This is a genomic window from Rhodovulum sp. PH10, from assembly GCF_000293785.1.
Taxonomy (GTDB): domain Bacteria; phylum Pseudomonadota; class Alphaproteobacteria; order Rhizobiales; family Xanthobacteraceae; genus Rhodoplanes.
Window position 1 is genome coordinate 1 of record NZ_AKZI01000119.1, and the last position, 15885, is coordinate 15885.

17 protein-coding genes and 1 tRNA gene are annotated in these 15885 nt (G+C 69.4%); 7 read left to right on the forward strand and 11 right to left on the reverse strand.

All coding sequences use genetic code 11. The features are described from left to right. Positions 1–290 precede the first annotated feature (290 nt). The 3 genes from A33M_RS23160 to A33M_RS17655 all read right to left on the reverse strand — a co-directional run bounded on the left by A33M_RS23160 (position 291) and on the right by A33M_RS17655 (position 1635). Positions 291–689: a helix-turn-helix domain-containing protein gene (locus A33M_RS23160; RefSeq protein WP_157223539.1), complete on the reverse strand. Its 399-nt coding sequence runs from the start codon at positions 687–689 to the stop codon at positions 291–293. 205 nt (positions 690–894) lie between these two features. Continuing rightward, complete coding sequence (locus A33M_RS17650) at positions 895–1158, reverse strand: hypothetical protein (protein ID WP_040621446.1); 264 nt, start codon at positions 1156–1158, stop codon at positions 895–897. Positions 1159–1545: 387 nt separating this feature from the next. After that, positions 1546–1635: transfer RNA gene (locus A33M_RS17655), tRNA-Ser, on the reverse strand. 681 nt (positions 1636–2316) lie between these two features. Between A33M_RS17655 and mobA the strand changes: the two genes are divergently transcribed. Further along, positions 2317–3207 carry a molybdenum cofactor guanylyltransferase MobA gene (gene mobA, locus A33M_RS17660; protein WP_008389977.1) on the forward strand — a complete coding sequence of 297 codons (891 nt, stop codon included), beginning with the start codon at positions 2317–2319 and terminating at the stop codon, positions 3205–3207. Between the two features lie 33 nt (positions 3208–3240). On the opposite strand, the gene A33M_RS25050 is transcribed toward mobA, so the two are convergent. The 6 genes from A33M_RS25050 to A33M_RS17690 form a co-directional block, all read right to left on the reverse strand. Then, entirely contained in the window at positions 3241–3588 is a 348-nt protein-coding gene (locus A33M_RS25050; protein ID WP_237718413.1) for a hypothetical protein, read from the reverse strand. Positions 3589–3778: 190 nt separating this feature from the next. Further along, positions 3779–3934: a DUF3309 family protein gene (locus A33M_RS23165; protein ID WP_008389981.1), complete on the reverse strand. Its 156-nt coding sequence runs from the start codon at positions 3932–3934 to the stop codon at positions 3779–3781. Between the two features lie 323 nt (positions 3935–4257). Next, positions 4258–4695 carry a hypothetical protein gene (locus A33M_RS17675; RefSeq protein WP_008389982.1) on the reverse strand — a complete coding sequence of 146 codons (438 nt, stop codon included), beginning with the start codon at positions 4693–4695 and terminating at the stop codon, positions 4258–4260. Positions 4696–4716: 21 nt separating this feature from the next. Then, entirely contained in the window at positions 4717–5055 is a 339-nt protein-coding gene (locus tag A33M_RS17680; protein ID WP_008389985.1) for a DUF883 family protein, read from the reverse strand. A gap of 558 nt (positions 5056–5613) precedes the next feature. Further along, positions 5614–6945, reverse strand: coding sequence for a methyl-accepting chemotaxis protein (locus A33M_RS17685; RefSeq protein WP_008389990.1), 1332 nt, complete (start codon positions 6943–6945; stop codon positions 5614–5616). Beyond that, positions 6920–7441 (reverse strand): PAS domain-containing protein, encoded by a 522-nt coding sequence (locus tag A33M_RS17690; protein ID WP_008389991.1) that lies wholly within the window; start codon positions 7439–7441, stop codon positions 6920–6922. The genes A33M_RS17685 and A33M_RS17690 overlap by 26 nt, the downstream gene beginning before the upstream one ends. A gap of 246 nt (positions 7442–7687) precedes the next feature. On the opposite strand from A33M_RS17690, the gene A33M_RS17695 reads away from it, so the two are divergent. From A33M_RS17695 to A33M_RS17710, 4 genes are all read left to right on the forward strand, one after another. Continuing rightward, complete coding sequence (locus A33M_RS17695; RefSeq protein ID WP_008389993.1) at positions 7688–8038, forward strand: hypothetical protein; 351 nt, start codon at positions 7688–7690, stop codon at positions 8036–8038. Positions 8039–8094: 56 nt separating this feature from the next. Then, positions 8095–8418: a type II toxin-antitoxin system HigB family toxin gene (locus tag A33M_RS17700; RefSeq protein ID WP_008389995.1), complete on the forward strand. Its 324-nt coding sequence runs from the start codon at positions 8095–8097 to the stop codon at positions 8416–8418. Then, a complete protein-coding gene (locus A33M_RS17705) occupies positions 8408–8794 on the forward strand; it encodes a helix-turn-helix domain-containing protein (protein ID WP_040621445.1) in 387 nt (128 codons plus the stop codon). The genes A33M_RS17700 and A33M_RS17705 overlap by 11 nt, the downstream gene beginning before the upstream one ends. A 193-nt stretch (positions 8795–8987) precedes the next feature. Continuing rightward, entirely contained in the window at positions 8988–12614 is a 3627-nt protein-coding gene (locus A33M_RS17710; RefSeq protein WP_008389998.1) for an indolepyruvate ferredoxin oxidoreductase family protein, read from the forward strand. 17 nt (positions 12615–12631) lie between these two features. On the opposite strand, the gene A33M_RS17715 is transcribed toward A33M_RS17710, so the two are convergent. Further along, entirely contained in the window at positions 12632–13234 is a 603-nt protein-coding gene (locus A33M_RS17715; protein ID WP_008390000.1) for a Uma2 family endonuclease, read from the reverse strand. 247 nt (positions 13235–13481) lie between these two features. On the opposite strand from A33M_RS17715, the gene hemH reads away from it, so the two are divergent. Together hemH and A33M_RS17725 are read left to right on the forward strand one after the other, a co-directional pair. Then, complete coding sequence (gene hemH / locus A33M_RS17720) at positions 13482–14645, forward strand: ferrochelatase (RefSeq protein WP_008390002.1); 1164 nt, start codon at positions 13482–13484, stop codon at positions 14643–14645. 197 nt (positions 14646–14842) lie between these two features. Next, positions 14843–15250: a response regulator gene (locus tag A33M_RS17725; protein WP_008390004.1), complete on the forward strand. Its 408-nt coding sequence runs from the start codon at positions 14843–14845 to the stop codon at positions 15248–15250. 33 nt (positions 15251–15283) lie between these two features. Here the strand turns inward: A33M_RS17725 and A33M_RS17730 are convergent, their stop codons facing one another. Beyond that, entirely contained in the window at positions 15284–15646 is a 363-nt protein-coding gene (locus A33M_RS17730; protein ID WP_008390007.1) for a hypothetical protein, read from the reverse strand. Positions 15647–15885: the final 239 nt, after the last annotated feature.

Consider the following 15885-nt stretch of genomic DNA (forward strand, 5'->3'; position numbering starts at 1 on the left):
GACGCTCTCGCCGCTGGTCGGCTGCACGAAGGCGGTGACGTAGAGCCATTGATAGCGGTGGTGGCCGAGCGCAATCGGCCGCTCGCCGACCGGCGCCCAAACGCGGCGGCGGACCGGCTTCAGGCCGAGCCGGTGCTCGTCCGCGCCCAGACCTCGACCGGCTTGTCCGGATGTCGGCCGGCTTCTTCGGCGAGCGTGTCGGCGAGCTTTTTTAAAAGCCGCAGCCTCGTCCGGGCTCGCCGACCGCGGGTTTCTCGGACGCGGCTGCTGCAGCGACCAGTCGAGCTTTTTCAGCGCTTCCCAGTCGCGTGGCGCGTGAACATGCGCGAGCCCGAGCCCGGCCGCCATCCAGCGCGCCACCTTCGGCCGGTCCACAGCCCGCCATCGTCGGGCGGACGGCGCAGCCGCTCACGCGAGGCATCGAGATCTTCCGCCGACAACAACGGTCTCGCGCCGGCATTGCGCCGACGACGATCGCCCGACGAGGCGACCCCCTCCCGTTCGTATCGCTCCGACAGCTTCCGGACCCACCGCGGAGTCAGTGCGACGATCTCCGCCACTTGCGACGTCGTGTGTCCCTTCGCCAGAAGCCGGATCGCCTGGCAATGGCTGCGTTCCACCACGTCCTTCGCCGACCGGAAGCGATCCTCCAGTTCGTCGACCGAGAGATGCTGCGCCATCGAAGCCATGACCGGTCTTCTCCGAATCATGGCACCCAAAGCCAACTGCTTCGATCCGCGCCGGGAATCCCGCCTCGGAATCAATCAGCCGGTTCCGGCATGACCCCCTTGCTGGTGTCCATCTCCTACACCCGGCAGGCGTCGACCGCCACGAACCAGGGGCGCCCCTCGACGGGCACCACGCGGACCTTGTGGGTGACCTTGCGCCCCTCGGTCAGGGCGGCGGAAACCCGACGTCGGGCTGCGCCCCGATGTCGTCCGGGACCTCGCCAAAAGTCTGCAGGACGACCGCCTCGTCGAAGTCGCCGGTGTCGGGGTCACCGCACCGGGAGAAGGCGACAGCTCCCGCGTTCGTGGACGCGGACGCCAGCGCAGCCGCCCGCCGGATCGCCGCGCCGGCATGGGGGCACTCGACCGCCTCGCCTGGAACGAGGCCCTCGTCGAGCCGCACGAAGGGCAACGCCACGTAGTAGATCATGGCCGACTTCACCGACACGAAGCTTCGGCCGAGACCGTTGCCGAACGAGCGGGGGCCGCGGGCGGCTGGTCGGGGCCGGACGAGAGCACCGTAGCGCCCTTTCGGACTGACGACCAGGGAAAAGTTCTCACTTTGTTCACATGATCGCGACCTTGGTCGACGCCCTGGACGCGAGGTGGCGAGTTTACGGACTGCCAGCTCCAGCATCCGGCACATGTCCCGCACAAACGACGACGCAACGCCGAGCTGGCTGGTGATCGCCTCGATCGAGGCGGCGGCGACCCACAGCAGTCGGGGGCGGAGCGTTGGGGGCAGCGTTGGGGTACGACGCGTTGTGCGGCGCGGTAAAACGTTGATTTAAGGGATTTTCGGACGAAGGAATCTGGCTGGCGGAGGGAGTGGGATTCGAACCCACGATACGGTTTCCCGTATACACGCGTTCCAGGCGTGCGCCTTCAACCACTCGGCCACCCCTCCGGACCGCCCCTGATACGGAGGCCGGAGCGACATTGCAAGAGGGTCGGTGGCGCCGCGGCGCATCGATGCCGCTGCGGTGCAAAAGGGTCGGTGCCGGCGCGATGTCGAGAGGGGCGCGGCCGGGGACGACGGTGCCGTTTTCGCGCGTCAAAACGGAGTGGTGTCGGGAGGCGAGGCAACTCGCGATATGCATCTGCATTCGCGGGGCGGTGCGTCTCGGCGATCCGGGCAGCGCGGCGGCGATCCGGGCAGCGCGGGGACGGTCCGGGCGGCCGTACGGCGGCTGCTATCGCCTCGGCCGGACCGGGGCACGGCGGGGGACGGGCGGCCGGCAGGGTCGTCATGGGGGACCGTTGCAACGGTTGCGGTCGCGGAGACGGGGACGTGGGGCCATCGCGGCAGGGGCGGGCAGTTGCGGCAGTCGCAACAGTCATGGGGACAGTCGCGACGGTGGCGGCCGCGGAGACGGGGACGTCGGGGCCCGCGCGGTCGGGGCGGTCCATCGCGGCGGTGCGGCCGTCGGGGCGGTCGTGGGGACAGGCGAGGCGGTGCGCGGTCGCCGCTGGCGGTCGCGGGAGCCGCGAAGCCGGACCCGCGAAGCCGACCCGCGGGCGCCGCTTCGTGGCGTCGTCTGGTGCCCGGCGCTTGCGGAACGTCGTCCGGCGGGATATCCGCGGGCGCATGTCGGACCTGCCCGAAAACAATCCTCCTCTCGGCCTGGTGCTGGCCGGGGGCAGGGCGCGTCGGCTCGGCGGCGGCGACAAGGGTTTCGTCCGGGTCGGCGGTCGGGCGATTCTCGCCCGCGTGGTGGAAGCGCTCGCCCCCGCCTGCGCGGCGGTCGTCCTCAACGCCAACGACGATCCGGAGCGATTCGCGGCCTACGCCCTGCCGGTGGTGCCCGACGGCGTGCCGGACCGGCCGGGGCCGCTCGCCGGCGTGCTGGCCGGGCTCGACTGGGCGGCTGTGCACCGGCCGGATCTCGACCGGATCGTCACCGCCCCGGCCGACTGCCCGTTCCTGCCCGCCGATCTCGTGGAGAAGCTCGCGGCGGCCGCGAGCGCGCCGATCGCCTGCGCTGCGTCGGGCGGTCGCAGGCACCCGGTGGTCGCGCTGTGGCCGGTGCGGCTGCGCGCACCGCTGCGGCGGGCGCTGGTCGTGGAGGGGGAGCGCAAGGTCGAGGCGGTGATGGCGCGATTCGGTGTCGCGACCGCCGAGTGGCCGGTCGACCCGGTCGACCCGTTCTTCAACGTCAACACGCCGGACGATCTCGCCACCGCGAACCGACTGGCCGCGGAGATCGACGGGGCCCGGCGGACCAGCGGGCCCGGCGCGGAACGCGAGGACGGTGTGATGGAGAAGCGGCTCGATCTGCGCGGGCTCAAATGCCCGCTGCCGGCGCTGAAGACGCGCAAGGCGCTGGCGACGCTCGCGACGGGCGACCGGCTGATCGTCGTCTGCACCGATCCGATGGCGGCGATCGACGTGCCGAACACGGTCCGTGAGAGCGGCGACACGCTGGAAATCTCCGAGCGCGCCGCCGACGATCTCGTCTTTCACATCCGCAAGCGCTGACGGCGCCACGGCGCCGCCGCGCGCGGACGGTCGTCATGCCGCCGGGGCGGCCCGCTCGATCTCGCTCTCGCTCACCACGCGCTCGTACTGTTCCTGCCCGCTCTTGATGCGGTACTGCACCGCGCCGTCGGCCACCGGAAGCTTGCGGACGATCTCGTAGGCGCCGTCGGCCGCCGCGCGATAGCGGAATCCGCCGACGAGCCGCACGTGATCGCCTTCACGAAACTTCGCCATGTCGAGAAACTCCTCTGAATCGAGACGCGGCGCGCCGGAGCGGCGAGCGCCGTACGGGGGGCAGGCACGAAGCGGCCCGATGGATGATGTCAGGAACCGTGCGATCGGCGTCACACGGGCTCCTGCGGACGAGACGACGGCCTTCATGTGGGGATCGAGCGGCGAAAATGCGAGTCTTTCGGCAACGAAACCGAAACCACGCTTTTTTCGCACGCTCCGTCGCGGTGGGACGAGCGTGCGGCGGGCGCGTCACGACGCACAAAAAAGCCGGCGGCCGAAGATCGGTCGCCGGCAAATCCGTGCCGTGCATCGTGCGCGGCACGGATGGCACGGATCGTCAGATGCGCCCGATCAGAGCCAGCACCAGCACGATGACGAGCACGGTGCCGATCACGCCGCCGGGGCCGTAACCCCAGCCGCTCGAATAGCCCCAGGTCGGCAGCGCGCCGATCAGCGCGAGAATCAGGATGACGATCAGAATGGTCGAGAGCATGGATCTGGCCTCCGCGGATCATGTGAATTTCGTGACGTCAATACGGGGGAAAAAGGAATGTTCCAGGCTTTGTCGCCGAGGCGACCGGAGAGAAGAAGGCCGGTGAACCCCGCTCCTGATCGTCGCTCTCGATCGTCCTTCGTGAGTCTCGTTCGTGATCACGACCGGCATCGGCGACCGCGGGTCGCCACGCCGTGGGCAAACGCGCCGCACACGCCCGCGACGCCGGACAACAAAACGACGGCGGCACGACGAATCCGCCGCACCGCCGTCGAAACCATATCCGCGCGCCGGCCGCTCGGCCGGCGCCGTCCGCCGCATCGTCAGTCGTTCGACACGCTGGTGACGGTGCGGCTCAACACCATGCCGACCAGAAAGGCTCCGGCGAGGCCGATCGCGAGGCCGCGCCGGCCGCCGATCGTGCGGCCGATGGCGATGCCACTCGACAACAGCCGCGGATCGAGCCCGAACGGCGGCGTCTTCTGCGCGGCGGCGTGGGCGATCTCCACCTCGCGCCGCTCGGCACGGCGCGCCAGCACGGCGCGGACGATCACGGCGATCACCGCGACCAGCAGGAAGAAGCCGCCGAAGCCGAGACAGGTGACGATCGGCCCGTACCGGCCTTCCAGCCACACGAACAGGGCAGCGCCGCCGAACACGATGGCGATCAGCACCGCGATGCCGGCGACCGTCGACCAGATCGCGTTGTTCACGATCGCGTCCAGGCGCGTCTGCCAGCGATGAAACAAGCTCTCGAACACGATGCCGACCCGCTTTCTAAATCAGCGGCGCCACAGCGCGCCGAACAGGAAGCCGAGGCCGAGCGCCAGCGCGACGGTGGACAACGGCCGGGACCGCACGTTCTCCTCCACCGTGGAGCCGATCGTGTCGGCGAACTCCGACACCGCGTCGCGGCCGCGCTCGCCGTAATCCTGCATGGTGTCGCCGACGTTGTCGCGCATGCGACGGAAGCGGTCCTTCACGCCGGTGAAGGCCTCGTCGCCGGAATCGGTCAGCGCCGACGAGAGCTGGCCGGCGAGGCGCGCCACGTCCTCACGCAAGCTGTTGAGATCCTTCTTGAGGTCGTCGACCGTCGAGGCGGGGCCGTTCACGGATGCCATTGTTGGTGCTCCAGTGGGATGAAGGGTCGCAGATGGGCTGGACCGTCAGCCCGGTAACTCGCTGACACCGGAAAAGTTCGATCGCGGTTCCCGGCGGAGGGGTGCGCAAGCGTGCGGCGCGGTCGTGTGCGCCGTCCGGCGAGATCGGCAACGGCGTGACCGGCGGTGGCCCCATGGCGCCGCGGGCGCGGGACGACGACGGCGGAACCGGCGCGCCAGTCGGTGCGTTTTCCGCCCGACATTTTCGTCACCAGGAGGCGTTCCGATGGGTCGTTACTTTCTGCTGTGGTTTCTTGGTATTCCGATTCCGGTGCTGGTCCTGATCTGGATGTTCGGCGGCCTGCACTGACGAGCTCGCTCGCCCCCGCCTGCGCCCCGATGTCGCGCAGCGTCGGCGAGAACCAAGCAACGAGCCGAAGAAAAAAAAGAGCGCCGCGGACACCCGCGGCGCTCTTTGCATGTTCGGTGGCTCGCATGTCCGGTGGCGACCCGTTTCGGTGGTGCCGCCCGACGCCGTGCCGATCCGCCGAAAGGTCTCTCGCTCGCCCGCTTCTGCGCTCAGGCGGCCTTGCCGGCGGCGCCGTCGTGCGGGCCGCGGCGCAGCGTGTGGAGAAAGTCCTTCACGGAGTTGCCGAGCCGCTGCGCCTGATCGGCGAGGCTGCCGGAGGCCGCCATGGTGGTGCCGGCCTGACGCTCGGATTCGCTCGCGTGCTCGGTGACGCCGTGGATGTTGGTGGTGATGTCGCGCACCCCGGCAAAGGCCTGCTCGATGTTGCGGGCGATCTGCTCGGTCGCCTGCGACTGGGCGTCGATCGCATTGGCGACGTGTGCGGTGATGGCGTCGACCTCGGCGATGCTGGTGCCGATCACCGTCACCGCCTCGACCGCCGCCTTGGTGGTGGTCTGCACCTCGACGATGCTCTGGGAGATGTCCCGGGTGGCCCGTGCGGTCTGCCCGGCGAGGTTCTTCACCTCCTGGGCGACCACCGAAAAACCCTTGCCGGCCTCGCCGGCGCGCGCCGCCTCGATGGTGGCGTTGAGCGCGAGCAGGTTGGTCTGCGCGGCGATCGCATTGATCAGCTCGACGATCTCGTCGATCCGCTCGGTGGCGCTCGACAGGCTGGCGATGGTTTTTCGCGCTGCCTCCACCTTGGAGACGGCGTCGCGGGCGACGCCGGCCGAGCGGTTGACGTCCTGGCCGATCTCGCGCGCCGAGGCGGCGAGCTCGGTGGTGGCGGCGGCGACCGACTCCATGTTGGCGCTCGCCTGCTCGGAGGAGTCGGCGACGATCTTCGCCCGCGAGCGCGTCTGCGACGCGCCCTCGCCGAGCACGCCGGCGGTCGAGCCCATGTTGCCGGCGGCGCCCGACACCGCGTCGATGATGGCGCCGATCGCCGTCTCGAACTGGGCGGTGTTGGCGTTGAAGGCGGCGACCCGGCGGCGGATCACCTCCATCGCCTCGTTGATGCTGACGCTCGCCACCTTCATCGAGCCGCGCAGCCCGGCCGGCAGGATGCGCCGGTGGTACTTGTCGTCGCGGATCGCGTCCATCACCGCGGTCGACTCGCGGATATAGGCGTCGCAGCGGTCGATCGAGTCGTTGAAGGCGTGCTGCAGCCGGCCGAGCAGGCCGCCGTCGCGGATGCCCAGCACGCGCGCCTCGAAGTCGCCGTCGGCGATGCGGGCGGCGACCGCCGTCACCTTGCGCACCACCGCCGCCACGCGCGCGAGCTGCCAGCCGGCGAAGGCGAGCGCCGCCACGGCGACGGCCGCGCTCGCGGTCGCCACCGTGGGCGCGGCGGCGACATCGGCGGCGAGGCCGACGAGAAGAGCGAGCACGGCGACGGCGAAGCCGGCGACCGTCCTAAAGAGCGAACACGAGCTCGTCATAGGGGAGATTCTTCGAGTTGACGAAATCCATCAGGCGCCGATACCCCGCGTCGAGCGCGGCCTTGCCGTTCTGATGCCGCTGCTCCTCGCGGAGCACGTCGGCATAGACGGGCGCGACCGCCTCGATCGCCCGGCGCTCCGGGACGCGTCGGTTGGAATGATAGGCGACGATCTCGCGATCGGCGTTCAGCGATGGCGTGACGTGGGCGAACACCCAGTAGAAGCTGCCGTCGCGGGCGAGGTTCTTCACATAGGCGAAGATCTCGCGCTTCTCCTGGATGGTGTCCCACAGGAGCTTGAACACCGCGCGCGGCATGTCGGGATGGCGGATGATGCTGTGGGGCTGGCCCATCAGCTCGGCTTCGCTGTAGCCGCAGATGTCACAGAACACCTTGTTGGCGTAAGTGATGCGGCCTTTCAGATCGGTCTTGGAGACGATGATGTCGTCGGGATCGAAAAAAACCTCGACGTCGGTCGGGGCGGGGTGGATCGGCACGGGCAAAGACCTCGAGCAGGGAATGCGCCGATCAGCATGCCCGCGGATGGTAAAGGAAGGCCTACGACTAGCCGCATTATTGGCATTATTGGCGCATAGCACGAACGCGGTGCGAAAGCATGGTATGCCGCGCCGGTGGCTCGGGCCGGTCGCTCGGGCCGAGGGCCGGCATTAACGATCAATTCACGCTGTCCTTGCGGCCGGCGGCGCGTGGCCGGATGATCGGCACTCGATCAGGAGGCACCGATGCTCGAGCGTCGCAAGGAGCCGCGTTCCCCGTCCTATCTCGGTGCGCGGATGACCTACTCCAAGGCCGCGATGACGGCCGAGTGCATCGTGCGCGACCGCTCGGACCACGGCGCGCTGGTGTTCGTGCGCGGCGACTGCATCCCCGACACGTTCGATCTCGCGATCCCGCAGCGGCAGCTCGCCTTCCGGGTCCGCACCCGCTGGCGCAGCCACGACGCGGCGGGCGTCGAAATCCTCGGCGAGTGCGAGCGCAAGAGCGAGCGTCCGCAGTTTCCGGGCGAGCGCCTCCTCCGGCTGAAGACCGAGAACGAGCGTTTGCGCCGCCGCGTGCGCGACCTGACGGAGTAGGGTTGCACTGGCCTTCGACGGTTGCGCCCATTTTGGGTGCATGGTAGGCTCGTTTCATGCGGATCATCGCGCGACGCACCCTGCGCGCGTTCGTCGAGCGGCATGCCGGCCACAAGGACCAGCCCGCCCTGAAGGCCGCGGTCGATGCGTGGTTCGACGAGGTGCGCCGGGCACAGTGGCGAAACACGGCCGACGTGAAGCGCCGATACGCGACCGCGAGCATCATCGGAGCCGACCGCATCGTCTTCAACTTCAAGGGCAACAGCTATCGGCTCGTCGTGGCGGTGGACTTCGAGAAGAGTATCGTCTGGATCAAATGGATCGGCACGCACCGAGATTACGATGCCGTCGATGTCGGGACGGTCGAGCATGAAGGCTGACCGTACAATACGGCCGATCCGCAGCGAGCGGGATCACGAGGCGGCGCTCGCCGAGGTCGAGCGGCTGTGGGGGGCTCGCTCCGGCACGCCGGAGGGCGACCGGCTCGACGTGCTCGCGACCCTGGTCGACGCCTACGAGACCGAGCACGTCCCGATCGATCCGCCCGATCCGGTCGAGGCGATTCTCTTTCGCATGGAGCAGCAGGGTTTGACCCGCAAGGACCTCGAGCCCTTCATCGGCAGTCGGACCCGCGTGGCGGAAATATTGAACCGCAAGCGCAATCTCTCGATCGACATGATCCGGCGGCTGCACGAGGGACTCGGTATCTCGGCCGAGGTGCTGATCCGTCCGACCCGCAGCCGCAACGCGGCGTGACGCTCGCAGTGCGGCGTGGCCGTGTGCAGTGCGCCAAATTGCGCGGCGCGCGGCTTTGGTGAAATGCCGCGGGCCATCCCGTACCCGTAAACGAAATTGACCGCGGCGCGCCGACCGGCCAGCCTGCGCGTTATCGGTGTGAGGCGGCCTCGCCGATGCCCGGCGAGTGTCCGTCCCCCGCGGGGACCGCAGAATGGCGCTACGGCCCGTCACCCTCGACGACAAGTACGATCTGACCAAATCCCCGGTGCTGGTCACCGGCTATCAGGCCATCATCCGGATGTGCCTGATGCAGAAGGCGCGCGATCGCCGGGCCGGGCTGCGCACCGCCGGCTACGTGACCGGCTATCGCGGCTCGCCGCTCGGCGGGCTCGACCAGCAGTTTTTGCGGGTCGACCCGCTCCTGAAGGCGAACGACATTCTCTTCCAGCCCGGCCTCAACGAGGACTTGGCCGCCACCGCCGTGTGGGGCTCGCAGCAGGCCGAGCTGCGCGGAGAAGGGCGCTTCGACGGCGTCTTTGGTCTCTGGTACGGCAAGGGGCCGGGCGTCGACCGCTCGGGCGACGTGTTTCGCCACGCCAACTGCGCCGGCACCTCCCGGCACGGCGGCGTGCTCGCCTTGATGGGCGACGACCACACCGCCGAAAGCTCCACCACCGCGCATCAGTCGGAGTTCAACTTCGTCAATGCCGTGATCCCGGTGCTCAATCCGGCCGGCGTCCAGGAAATTCTCGATTACGGCCTGCTCGGCATCGCGATGTCGCGCTTCACCGGCGCCTGGGTCGGACTGAAGTGCGTGCACGAGACGGTGGAGTCGACCGCCGTGGTCGACGGCGACCTCGACCGCGTGCGCATCGTGAGTCCCGGCGAGGACGCGTTTCGCATGCCGCCCGGCGGCCTGAGCATCCGGCTCGGCGACACCGTGCTCGGCCAGGAGGCGCGGCTGCAGGACTTCAAGCGCGACGCGATGCTCGCATTTTCGCGCGCGAACAAGCTCAACCGAACCGTGATCTCGGGCGGTCGCGCGCCGAAAATCGGCGTGGTGACGGTGGGCAAGAGCTATCTCGACGTCCGCCTCGCGCTCGACCGGCTCGGCCTCGACGAGGTGCGCTGCAACGACCTCGGCGTGAGGCTGGTGAAGATCGGCTGCCCGTATCCGATCGGCCGCGACGACATGCTGGAGGCCGGACGCGGCCTCGATCTCCTGATCGTCGTCGAGGAGAAGCGCTCGCTGGTCGAGGTGCAGGTGCGCGAGGAGCTGTACGGCACCGCGAACCAGCCCATGGTGGTCGGCAAGAAGGACGAGCAGGGTCGCTGGCTGTTTCCGGTCAAGGGCGCGCTCGACGTCGACACCATCGCGCTCGCCATCGGCGAACGCCTTCTGGCCGTCGCCCCGAACGAGGAGCTCGTTGCCCGCGTTGCGGCGGTGAGGGCGGCGGCGGCGCGCACGACGGCGCCCGACCTCGCGGTCCGTGTGCCGTATTTCTGCTCCGGCTGCCCGCACAACACGTCGACCAAGGTGCCGGAGGGCAGCCGCGCCTATGCCGGCATCGGCTGCCACTACATGGTCCAGTGGATGGACCGCGCCACCACCGGCTTCACCCAGATGGGCGGCGAGGGCGCCAACTGGGTCGGCGAGGCGCCGTTCTCCAAGCGCCCCCATATCTTTCAGAATCTCGGCGACGGCACCTACACGCATTCGGGCTCGCTGGCGATCCGCGCGGCGATCGCGTCCGGCGTCTCGATCACCTTCAAGATCCTCTACAACGACGCGGTGGCGATGACCGGCGGCCAGAGGAGCGACACCGGCCTGACGGTGCCGCAGATCGCCACGCAAGTGGCCGCCGAAGGCGTCACCCGCATCGCCGTCGTCAGCGACGAGCCGGACAAGTATCCGAAGACGACCACGTGGCCGCCCGGCACCACGGTGCATCACCGCGAGACGCTCGACGACGTGCAGCGCGATCTCTCGGGTCTGCCCGGCACCAGCGTGCTGATCTACGACCAGACCTGTGCGGCCGAGAAGCGCCGCCGCCGCAAGCGCGGGCTGTTCCCCGATCCCGACCGGCGCGTGGTGATCAACGAGCTCGTCTGCGAGGGGTGCGGCGATTGCGGCGTGCAGTCGAACTGCGTGTCGATCCAGCCGCGCGAGACCGAGTTCGGCCGCAAGCGGATGATCGACCAGACCACCTGCAACAAGGACTTTTCCTGCGTGCAGGGTTTCTGCCCGTCGTTCGCCAGCGTCTCCGGGGCCCGGCCGAAAAAGGCGAAGGCCGTCAGCATCGACCCGCTCTCGCTGGCCCGGTCGGAGCCGGCCGGCACGGCGCCCGCTCTCCCTCTCCCCGCGAGCGGGGAGAGGGGCGGGGTGAGGGGTGATTTCGCGGGGGCGACGGACGGCCTCCCCACCCCGACACTGCCGAAGGTGGAAAAAACCTACGGCATTCTGGTCACCGGCATCGGCGGCACCGGCATCGTCACGGTCGGCGCGATTCTCGGCATGGCGGCGCATCTCGAGGGCAAGGCGGCCGGCGTGATCGACATGGCCGGCCTCGCCCAGAAGGGCGGCAGCGTGCACAGCCACATCCGTATCGCCGCGCGCCCCGAGGACATCCAGGCGATCCGCCTGCCGGCGCACGGCGCCGACCTTTTTCTCGGGGGCGATCTGGTGATCGCGGCGGGGCATGCGGCGCTCGCCACCGTCCGGCCGGGTGCCACCAAGGTGGTGGTGAACACCGCCGAGGTCTTGCCCGGAGCGTTCACGAAAAACCCGGACTACCGGTTGCCGACCGAGCGCTTGAAAGCGGCCATCACCACCGCCGCCAGGGACTCGTCCCGGGACGGGGCCGGGGACCGGTCGAGGGACGAGTCCGGGGACAAATCCCCCCACTTTCTCGATGCGACGAAGCTCGCCACCGCGCTGACAGGGCAGTCGATCGCCGCCAATCTCTTCCTGCTCGGTTACGCGTACCAGATCGGCGGGGTGCCGCTGTCGGCGGAGGCGATCGAGAGCGCGATCGCGCTCAACGGCGAGGCGGTGGCGATGAACCTTTCGGCCTTTCGCTGGGGACGCCGCGCCGCCCACGACCTCGCCTCCGTCGAGGTTTTGGTCGCGCCCGCGGAGCCGGACGAAAACTCGCCGCGCCGGCCGTCGAAAACGCTCGAGGAGACGGTGGAGCGGCGGGTCGCCTTCCTCACGGCCTATCAGAGTGCCCGCTATGCTTCGCGCTACCGCGCGTTGGTCGCGCGGGTCGCTGCGGCCGAGCGGGAGAGGACGCCGGAGCAGACCGGCCTCACGCTCGCGGTGGCGAGATCGCTGTTCAAGCTGATGGCCTACAAGGACGAGTACGAGGTGGCGCGGCTGTGGTCGGACGGCTCGTTCCTCCGCCAGCTCGCGAGCGACGTCGACGGCGAGAAGCTGCGTCTCACCGTGCATCTCGCGCCGCCGCTGATCGCCCGGCGCGACCGCCACGGCCATCTGCGAAAGATGACCTTCGGCCCGTGGATTTTTCCGGTGTTTCGCGCGCTCTCACGCCTGAAAATCCTGCGCAGCACGCCGCTCGACCCGTTCGGCCACACCGAGGAGCGGCGCACCGAGCGGGCGCTGATCGCCGATTACGAGGCGATGCTCGACGAGGTGCTGACGGGCCTCACGCCGGACAACCATGCGCTCGCGGTCGCCCTGGCTGCGGTGCCGGAAAAGATCCGCGGGTTCGGCCACGTGAAGATGCGGGCGGTCGCCGCCGCCAAGGCCGAGGAGGCGACGCTTCTGGCGGAATATCGCGCCGGACCGGCGGCCACCCTGCTGCAGGCGGCGGAGTAGGGAAGCGGCGCGTCATATCATCCGCCCTCCGCCGGCGGAGCGAAGGACGAGCCCTCGAACAGATCGGCGAGCGCGAGCCGCACGCCGATCGCCGGCAGGGCGAGCGTCGCGTCCAGTCCGTCGTGCGTGCTCCGCCGCCAAAAGCCGTCCGGCGAGCCGTCCGCCTCGCGGCTCCACAGGTCGACGCGCGGCGCCTCGGTGTCGATCAGCAGAATATGGGCGATCGACGGGACGGTGCGGTATTCGGCGAGCTTGCGAACGCGGTCGAACGTCATGGTGCTCGGCGACAGCACCTCCACCACGACCCGCGGGTCGGCGACCGCCATGTCGCGCGCGCTGCCCTCGCCGCAGTCGACCGTGACATCCGGCCGCCGCACATTGCCGGAGGGGATGCGCACCGCGAGGTCGTCGGTGGTCGGCCGGCACGGCCCGCCCCGGAGTTTTGTCGCGAGCTCGCGGATCACGTTGACGACCACCCGGTCGTGCGCCCGCGAGGCGCCGGTCATCATCTTGGCCGGCAGCACCGGCACACCGTCGACCAGCTCGTGCAGCCGCTCCTGTGTCGCCTGCCAGACGAAGAACTCGTCCGCCATCATGCGGCGGAGATCGGGGTGCGACATCGGCTGCCTCGGGCGCGTCCGGCTGCGGCCGTGTGGGGCTCGCAGGTGGAACTCGAATGTCGAATTCGCTCCGCGGCGAGCATAGCACACGGCCCCTGCGGCGCCGGGACGCACGTTTCCGCGCGTGCCTGCGCCGGTGCGTTTCCGCACCGTTCGCCGCCGGAACCGGCCGATCGTCGACCTCGGGGGTCTGGATGCGCCCGGCCGGGCCTGCTATCGCTGTCGCCGGTCACAGATCCGAGCCACGATGAACGAAAGCGTTGTACCCCCCGCCTCCTCCGAGGAGGCCGTCGCCTTCGATCCGGCCGATGTCGCGGTCCGCACGGCACCGCCGGCACCCGCGGCTTCCTCCGGCTCGTCGCCCAAGCCCGTGCCGTCGCATCGCCCGGCCGATCACCCGCCGGTCGAGAGCGGGCGGATCGGCGTGCTGATCGTCAATCTCGGCACCCCGGACGGCGTCGATGCCGGCTCGGTGCGGAAATATCTCAAGGAATTCCTGTCCGACCGGCGGGTGATCGAGGTCAACGGGCTGATCTGGAAGCTCGTCCTCAACGGCATCATTCTGCGCACCCGTCCGGCCCAGAAGGGCAAGGACTACGAAAAGATCTGGAACTGGGAGAAGAACGAGTCGCCGCTCAAGACCATCACCCGCTCGCAGAGCGACCAGCTCGCGGCGGCGCTCGCCGAGGTCGACGAGCGCCTGGTGGTCGACTGGGCGATGCGCTACGGCAATCCGTCGATGGATTCCCGCCTCAAGGCGCTGCAGGCGAGAGGCTGCGAGCGCATCCTTCTGGTGCCGCTCTATCCGCAATACGCCGCCGCCACCACGGCCACCGTGTGCGACGCCGCGTTCCTCTCGCTGATGCGGATGCGCTGGCAGCCGACTCTTCGGGTGGCGCCGCCCTGGCACGACCATCCGGTCTATATCGAGGCGCTCGCCCGCTCGATCGAGGCGGAGCTGGACAAGCTCGACTTCGAGCCGGAGGTGCTGCTGGCCTCGTTCCACGGCATCCCCAAGGAATATTTCGTCAAGGGCGACCCCTATTACTGCCACTGCGCGAAGACCTTCCGCCTCTTGGCGGCGCGGCTCGGGATGGGGCCCGAGCGCTTCCGGATGACCTTCCAGTCGCGCTTCGGCCGCGCCGAGTGGCTGACGCCCTACACCGACGCCACCGTCAAGGGGCTCGCCGAGAGCGGGGTGAAGAACCTCGCGGTGGTGACGCCCGGCTTCACCGCCGACTGCCTGGAGACGCTCGAGGAGATCTCCGGCGAGAACGCCGAGATCTTTCTCCACAACGGCGGCGAGAGGTTTTCGGCGATCCCCTGCCTCAACGACAGCGAGGAGGGCATGGCGGTGATCCGCGCGGTGGTGCTGCGCGAGCTGAAGGGCTGGATCGACGAGCCGGCCTGACCGCCGGCCGCGTCCCTCCGCCTCCTGTCCGTCGGCCTCCCGTCGGTCCGCCTTTCGACACTCCCTCGGCGAGAAATTTTTGAGCCGCGTCAAGGCGCCGCGGCCGCTCTGCGCTTTGCTCGACGGCGTCGGCTGCGGCCGACATTCGATCGGCAGACGACACCGCTCCAGCGGGTTCCCGGTCGTGGCGGATCATCATGACGCGAGACGATCACAACGAGGCACTGCTGCCCACCGTCGTCGTCGTGAACAACGATTCCGGGCTGCGCAACGCGCTCGGCTTCGCCCTGGCGGTGGAGGGCTTCTCGGTGCGCACCTTCGCCCGCGGGCGCGACCTCCTGGCCGCCGCCGACCTGCCGGACGGCGCCTGCGTGGTGACCGACGCCTGGCTGCCGGACATGTCGGGGCTCGAGCTGGTCGAGCGGCTGCGCGACCGTCGCCGCGGCCTGCCGGCGATCATGATCACGGCGGATGCCAGCCCGCGGCTGCGGCGGCGGGCAAAGGAGGCGGGCGTCGCGGTGATCGAGCAGCCGTTGAGCGGCGACAGCGTCGTCAACGGCGTGGTGGCGCTGCTCACCACGCTGTCCGACCGGGCGGCGTGCTGATCGGTCCGGCCGGTGCAGGCCGGGGCGCGGTGGTCAGCGCTTGCCGAACGCCTCGCGAAAGCTGTCGAGCTTGGATTTCGAGGCGGTTGCCTCCTCGATGCGGGCGGCGCGCTCGGGATCGCACACCACCACGCCCTTGTCGGTGAGGCGCTGGGTCTTGTTGTCGAAGCCGTACTCGCGGCAGTTGCCGTTCTCGTCGACCTTGAGGAGCAGCTTGCCGTGGCGGACCAGCTCCTCCGGCGAGGGGCCGCTCGGGCCGAGCAACCGGGTGGTGAGCGGCGTGTAGCCGAACGGGCCGGCGCCCATCTCCTGCAGCACCAGCGTCACCGCGACGATGGCCGCGCCATAGGCGGCGATCGCGCCGATTCCCCGATGACGATGTTCGACCTTGCCCATGACACCAGCCTAGGAACGACTCGATTAATGCCGACTTTGCGAGAAGGCTCGCATTCGATGGAAACGGTATTTCAAGCCCGGTGTCGGTGGTCCACCGCATTTTTCGAGCCGATCGTGCGGTGAGCCGGAGAGACCGACGCGTTCCGGATTCCCGGACCAGTTGGGGGGACGAGTCCCCTCGGGACGGGTCCCCTCAGAGCCCGTTTGGGAACTCCGACGGGGCTGCGCCGGAGCCGCTT

What these genes read in the sequence shown, in the direction of transcription:
- A33M_RS17705 (WP_040621445.1), top strand. Translation starts at nt 8,408, where the DNA reads ATGAAGGCTGACCGTACAATACGGCCGATCCGCAGCGAGCGGGATCAC.
- A33M_RS17725 (WP_008390004.1), top strand. Translation starts at nt 14,843, where the DNA reads ATGACGCGAGACGATCACAACGAGGCACTGCTGCCCACCGTCGTCGTC.
- A33M_RS17710 (WP_008389998.1), top strand. Translation starts at nt 8,988, where the DNA reads ATGGCGCTACGGCCCGTCACCCTCGACGACAAGTACGATCTGACCAAA.
- A33M_RS17700 (WP_008389995.1), top strand. Translation starts at nt 8,095, where the DNA reads ATGCGGATCATCGCGCGACGCACCCTGCGCGCGTTCGTCGAGCGGCAT.
- A33M_RS23160 (WP_157223539.1), bottom strand. Translation starts at nt 689, where the DNA reads ATGGCTTCGATGGCGCAGCATCTCTCGGTCGACGAACTGGAGGATCGC.
- A33M_RS17730 (WP_008390007.1), bottom strand. Translation starts at nt 15,646, where the DNA reads ATGGGCAAGGTCGAACATCGTCATCGGGGAATCGGCGCGATCGCCGCC.
- mobA (WP_008389977.1), top strand. Translation starts at nt 2,317, where the DNA reads ATGTCGGACCTGCCCGAAAACAATCCTCCTCTCGGCCTGGTGCTGGCC.
- A33M_RS25050 (WP_237718413.1), bottom strand. Translation starts at nt 3,588, where the DNA reads ATGAAGGCCGTCGTCTCGTCCGCAGGAGCCCGTGTGACGCCGATCGCA.
- A33M_RS17650 (WP_040621446.1), bottom strand. Translation starts at nt 1,158, where the DNA reads ATGATCTACTACGTGGCGTTGCCCTTCGTGCGGCTCGACGAGGGCCTC.
- A33M_RS17715 (WP_008390000.1), bottom strand. Translation starts at nt 13,234, where the DNA reads ATGTCGCACCCCGATCTCCGCCGCATGATGGCGGACGAGTTCTTCGTC.
- A33M_RS17680 (WP_008389985.1), bottom strand. Translation starts at nt 5,055, where the DNA reads ATGGCATCCGTGAACGGCCCCGCCTCGACGGTCGACGACCTCAAGAAG.
- hemH (WP_008390002.1), top strand. Translation starts at nt 13,482, where the DNA reads ATGAACGAAAGCGTTGTACCCCCCGCCTCCTCCGAGGAGGCCGTCGCC.
- A33M_RS17695 (WP_008389993.1), top strand. Translation starts at nt 7,688, where the DNA reads ATGCTCGAGCGTCGCAAGGAGCCGCGTTCCCCGTCCTATCTCGGTGCG.
- A33M_RS17685 (WP_008389990.1), bottom strand. Translation starts at nt 6,945, where the DNA reads ATGACGAGCTCGTGTTCGCTCTTTAGGACGGTCGCCGGCTTCGCCGTC.
- A33M_RS23165 (WP_008389981.1), bottom strand. Translation starts at nt 3,934, where the DNA reads ATGCTCTCGACCATTCTGATCGTCATCCTGATTCTCGCGCTGATCGGC.